The following is a 5211-nucleotide window of genomic DNA, read 5'->3' as shown; positions in this document are numbered from 1 at the left end:
CATCATCATTCCCATTACGACTAACAGCATCATAAAACTCGCGATAATCTTGACCGGAATTCCGACAACAAAAATATTAAATTGCGGAACGGTCCGCGCGACAATTCCAAGTCCAACATCGACTAAAAACAGACAGCCGACTACAGGAATAGACATTTGCAGCGCAACGATGAATGTTTGGTTAAAGGCTTTAACGAAGTATTCCATTAAGGCTTCATTACCAAATGGTACGAACAATTGATCCATTGGAACATATTGATAACTATAAAAGATCCCATCGAGTAATAAATGGTGACCATTCAACGAAAGTAATAGCAGTAAAGCAATAGTATATAAATACTGTCCAGTTAATGGACTTTGTGTACCTGATTGCGGATCAATAACATTGGCAATCGAAAAACCCATCTGAAAATCAATGAAACCACCAGCAATTTGTACGACGGTCATTATCATAAAAGCTGCAAACCCTATGAACAAACCCACCAGTGCTTCTTTTAAAATAAGAAGAAAGTACACTGAATCTAGCTCTAATACCGGCACATCGATCGTATAGTACATAATCCAGGCTAAAAATAAGCTAAGACCTAACCGATGTGAGGCTGGAATCGTCCGGTACGAAAAGAACGGCATCATAATAAAGAAAGCTGAAACTCGGACCAGCACTAATAAAAAAGCCGGAAAATTCTGTAGTAAATCCTCCATCTGCTACCCTACAAATCTATTTAAATTACTGAATATTTCATTGGCATACGATAGCATATGGCTCAGCATCCAAGGTCCAAAAATGACTAGACCTGCTAATACAGCAACAATCTTAGGAACAAAGGCAAGCGTCTGTTCCTGTATTTGAGTAGTCGCTTGGAAAATACTTACCAAGAGACCCACAGCAAGCGCAATAATCAGTAAGGGTCCGCTCACAATAAGGACTGTATATATACCCTGTTTTGCCACATCAATGACTGTCTCAGGTGTCATGCTTATTCACATCCTAAAAACTTTGTAATAATGATTTCACTACTAAATACCAGCCATCTACAAGAACAAATAAGAGAATTTTAAACGGAAGTGAAATCATAACGGGCGGAAGCATCATCATCCCCATTGACATAAGGACGCTGGCAATGACCATATCAATCACTAAAAAGGGAATAAAAATCATAAACCCAATTTGGAAGGCCGTTTTTATTTCACTAATCGCATAAGCAGGCACAAGTGCCGTTAGCGGGATATCCTGTATTGTTTTGGGTTTATCGATCTTGGCATAGTTTAAAAACAGTGCCAAGTCCTTTTCCCGGGTATGCGCACTCATAAATTCCTTAAATGGTGCAGCAGCAAGCTCATAGGCTTCATCTAATTCAATTTTTTCTTCTAACAGAGGCGTCAATGCTTGTTGATTGACTTCTTGAAATGTCGGCGCCATTACGAAGAACGTAATGAACATAGCTAGACCAACGATAACCTGGTTCGGCGGCATCTGTTGTGTCGCCAGTGACGTCCTGACAAATCCAAGTACAATAACGATTCTCGTAAAACATGTCATTAAAATTAAAATACTCGGGGCGAGTGATAGAACCGTCAGCATTAAAATGAGCTTAATAGAAGTAGAAACATTGGCGGTTTCACTGTTAGCAAACAGCTCCATTACATCATTCATCCATGTTTCTTCCTTTCTTATCGTGCGCACCCAGTGCCTTTTTACGGTCCTTCGTCAGCTCTAGTACCTGCTTTTTAAATTGCGAAGAAAAACTTTTGGAGGGGCTTCCTCCTCCTTTTAGTTTGTCTCTCCACTTTGAGAGAATATCCGCAGGACGAATCATTTGATCTATTTTTTGATTATGATCGTTAAGAATCTGTTCATACTCGCCTTTATCATCAATTTCCTTTAACAGCTGGATATTTTCTCCGACACCGACAACAAGAATGCGCTGACCAACTTTAATAATCTGAACAGATCGATTAGAACCAAGACTTGTTCCGCCTAAATTTTCAACGGTATTTGCTTTTTGATAGGCTTTGCTCTTTTTATTAACAAACTGAAGTAATAAATATAAAAGGACGATTACAAATACCAACGCAGCAACCGTCCGAACCATGTCCAGAAAGGTAATGCCTATACTTCCTGATTCATCACTTTTTTCACCCGTCTTTGTTTCATCAAGTGCATCCGTTTTGTTCGGAGTATCCTCTATTTCTGAATAACCGTCTTTTACACTTTTCTCAATATTTTCTGCCTGAACCTGCATACCCTGCTGGCCGAAAAAAAGAACCAGCAGGATAAGAAGTATTTTTTTTATAGAAAGCAAGATAGGGCCACCTCTTAGCAATTAGCTTAATGTTTTATTAATGGCTTCAAGAACACGATCAGCTTGGAAAGGCTTCACAATGAAGTCCTTAGCTCCTGCTTGGATTGCGTCAATAACCATTGCTTGCTGGCCCATCGCAGAACACATAATGACCTTTGCATTAGGGTTAATTTTTTTGATTTCTTTTAATGCAGTGATCCCGTCCATTTCTGGCATGGTAATATCCATCGTTACTAGATCAGGCTGCGTTTCCCGGTATTTTTCAACAGCTTGAACTCCATCAGCAGCTTCCCCTACGATTTCAAATCCATTTTTTGATAATATATCTTTAATCATCATTCTCATAAACGCCGCATCATCAACGATTAAAATTTTGTGTCCCATTAGTAGTTCCCCCAATTATTTATCTAAGTTTTTCAAGCGATCTGTCTGACTGACAATATCGGTAACACGTACGCCAAAGTTCTCATCTATTACGACCACTTCTCCTGTGGCAATCAGGCGGTTATTTACTAATATATCGACTGGTTCTCCAGCCAGCTTATCCAGTTCAATAATTGATCCGGGTGACAACTCTAGAATTTCTTTCACGGAACGCTTCGTCCTTCCAAGCTCTACTGTTACATTCAGTGGGATATCGAGCAGCATATTGAGATTACTCGCTTCATTACGCTCCATTTGATAGGGCTGAAAACTCGAAAAACTTGCCGGCTGTACATTTATTGGCTCCCCTGCAAGGGTATTTGAAGACCCAAAATACTGTGGCTGGGATGGACGTTGCGAATCCATAGTCTGGGTTTGATAACTTTGGTGCTGTTCATTTCCAGGCTCATTCATAGAAGAAGTTCGCCTTTCTGCATCTCCCTGTACAGTATTAATTGGTTGTTCCGTTGAAGTAGTTCGTTCTGGTTTTGAAAGATTACTAACAGGCGTTTCAACAGGAGGCTTAGGATTCAGTAATTCATTAACTAGGCTCTGTGAAAATTCATACGGAAGCAACTGCATAATATTAGAATCAATCAGGTCACCAACCTTAAGTCGAAACGATATCTTCACAAATAAATTCTCGTTTGGAATAGATCCTTCACCTTTGCCATGTTCAAAATCCAGTAGATCGACACTTGGCGGAGAAATATCTACTTTCTTATTAAAAATTGTTGACATAGAGGTCGCAGCTGAACCCATCATTTGATTCATTGCTTCTTGAACGGCACTTAACTGGATTTCACCAAGATCAACGGTTGTATTAGTACCTGTTCCTCCCAACATTAAGTCAGCAATAATTGCCGCATCACTTTGCTTGATTACAAGCAAATTTATACCTGAGAAACCCATTGTATAGCTGACTTGGATCGCCACGTAGGGCTGTGGAAATTCATCTGCTATTCTTGATCTTTCAACAAGCGTTACATTGGGTGTTGTAATTTCAACCTTTTGGTTTAATAAAGTCGACAAAGCAGTGGCTGAGCTCCCAAAAGAAATATTTCCTATTTCCCCTAGGGTGTCTTGTTCCATTAACGATAAGTAACTATCGATTAATGGTGCTTCACTTGTTTCTATATCGTCAGTACCTCGTAAAAGAGCATCTATTTCATCCTGTGAAAGCATGTCTTCACTCATCATCTTCGTCTACTCCTTTCACAGTATCAATAATCTGGATAGCTAATTTTTTTCCAATCTTACCTGGCTGGCCGACATATTTTGGAACCTCGCCTACTTTTATGGTAAGAGGACGATCGATTCCCTGTTTCAATTCAATTACATCTCCAACCGCGAGTTGTAAAAAATCCTGAATCGATATCTCAGTTACGCCGAGTTCGGCAGTTAATGGCAACGAGGCCTTCCTAATTCTTTTTTCCAGGATTAGACTTTCTTCTGGAAGTCGTTCCTTTTTGGAAGATGCAAGCCAATAATGAGCTGAAAGCTTTGGCATGATTGGTTCTAGAACAACATGAGGTATACAAATATTAATCATTCCACTTGTATCACCAATTTGCGAGTTCAATGAAATGACAATAACCGTTTCATTAGGTGAGACCATTTGGACAAATTGTGGATTAACCTCAAATTCCGTTAAGACCGGTTCTATGTCGATTAAGGTAGCCCACGCTTCTTGTAGATTTTCAAATCCTTTTTCAAAAAGATTGGACATGATTTTCGTTTCAATTTCAGTTAAATTTTCAACCTTATTTGTACTGACCCCTCTACCTCCAAGAACTCGATCCATCATGGCATAGGCAATATGTGGGTTAATCTCCATTACAATGCGGCCATCCAGCGGTTGTACCTCGTAGACATTGAGAATTGTCATTTTAGGTATTGAGCGGATAAATTCTTCATACGGTATTTGATCGACAGAAGCAACTGATATTTGAACATATGTACGTAATTGAGCAGAAAAATAAGTCGTTAGTAATCTTGCGAAATTTTCGTGTAATCTCGTTAAACTTCTTATTTGATCCTTTGAAAAACGTAAAGCCCTTTTAAAATCATATGATTTAACCTTTTTGATGGACTCTTCCTTTTTTAATTCTTCTGCATCCATTTCTCCAGTAGAAATAGCAGAGAGCAAGGCATCAATCTCCGACTGCGATAATACTTCACTTGACAACAACGTCACCTCCAAAACTTCTCTCGATTTCTGTATTTATTGCAGGATTGAGGAGGTAATATAAACTTGTTCGACCTTTCCATCTTGCATCAAGTGACTAATCTTTTCTTTTAATGATGCCTGAAATTGTTCTTTCCCTTTTTTTCCTGTAAGTTCTTCTTCCTTCATTTCAGAAAGCTCGGTAATTATAATATTATTCACTTGAAAATTTCTTTGTTCTAGTTCCTTTTTAGCTTTTTTACTGTCTGTTTGAATGGTGAAAGCCATTCTAATGAAATCTCCGCTTGCCAAATTTGT

8 protein-coding genes are annotated in these 5211 nt (G+C 38.9%); all 8 read right to left on the bottom strand.

Annotation, left to right across the window (positions count from 1 at the left end; all coding sequences use genetic code 11):
- A partial coding sequence (fliR, locus tag AC52RT_RS17610; RefSeq protein WP_495541955.1) for a flagellar biosynthetic protein FliR occupies positions 1–702 on the bottom strand: 702 nt, incomplete at its 3' end.
- 3 nt (positions 703–705) lie between these two features.
- Positions 706–975 (bottom strand): flagellar biosynthesis protein FliQ, encoded by a 270-nt coding sequence (fliQ, locus tag AC52RT_RS17605; RefSeq protein ID WP_495541954.1) that lies wholly within the window; start codon positions 973–975, stop codon positions 706–708.
- A 13-nt stretch (positions 976–988) separates the two neighbouring features.
- A complete protein-coding gene (gene fliP, locus AC52RT_RS17600) occupies positions 989–1654 on the bottom strand; it encodes a flagellar type III secretion system pore protein FliP (RefSeq protein ID WP_495541953.1) in 666 nt (221 codons plus the stop codon).
- On the bottom strand, positions 1647–2303 hold the full coding sequence (locus AC52RT_RS17595) for a flagellar biosynthetic protein FliO (RefSeq protein ID WP_495541952.1): 657 nt from the start codon (positions 2301–2303) through the stop codon (positions 1647–1649). The genes fliP and AC52RT_RS17595 overlap by 8 nt, the downstream gene beginning before the upstream one ends.
- Positions 2304–2324: 21 nt before the next feature.
- The gene (locus AC52RT_RS17590) at positions 2325–2687 is read right to left on the bottom strand and encodes a response regulator (RefSeq protein WP_495541951.1); all 363 of its coding nucleotides are present in this window, start codon (positions 2685–2687) and stop codon (positions 2325–2327) included.
- A 15-nt stretch (positions 2688–2702) separates the two neighbouring features.
- Entirely contained in the window at positions 2703–3926 is a 1224-nt protein-coding gene (gene fliY, locus AC52RT_RS17585) for a flagellar motor switch phosphatase FliY (protein WP_495541950.1), read from the bottom strand.
- A complete protein-coding gene (gene fliM / locus AC52RT_RS17580) occupies positions 3916–4914 on the bottom strand; it encodes a flagellar motor switch protein FliM (RefSeq protein WP_495541949.1) in 999 nt (332 codons plus the stop codon). Before fliM ends, fliY begins: the two co-directional genes overlap by 11 nt.
- Positions 4915–4950: 36 nt before the next feature.
- Positions 4951–5211, bottom strand: a 261-nt coding sequence (locus tag AC52RT_RS17575; protein WP_495541948.1) for a flagellar basal body-associated FliL family protein, incomplete at its 5' end; no start/stop codon positions are given.

The organism is Peribacillus sp. (genome assembly GCF_059453735.1).
Note: the sequence above shows the minus strand (reverse complement) of the source record. Positions and strands in the feature narration are given on the sequence as shown.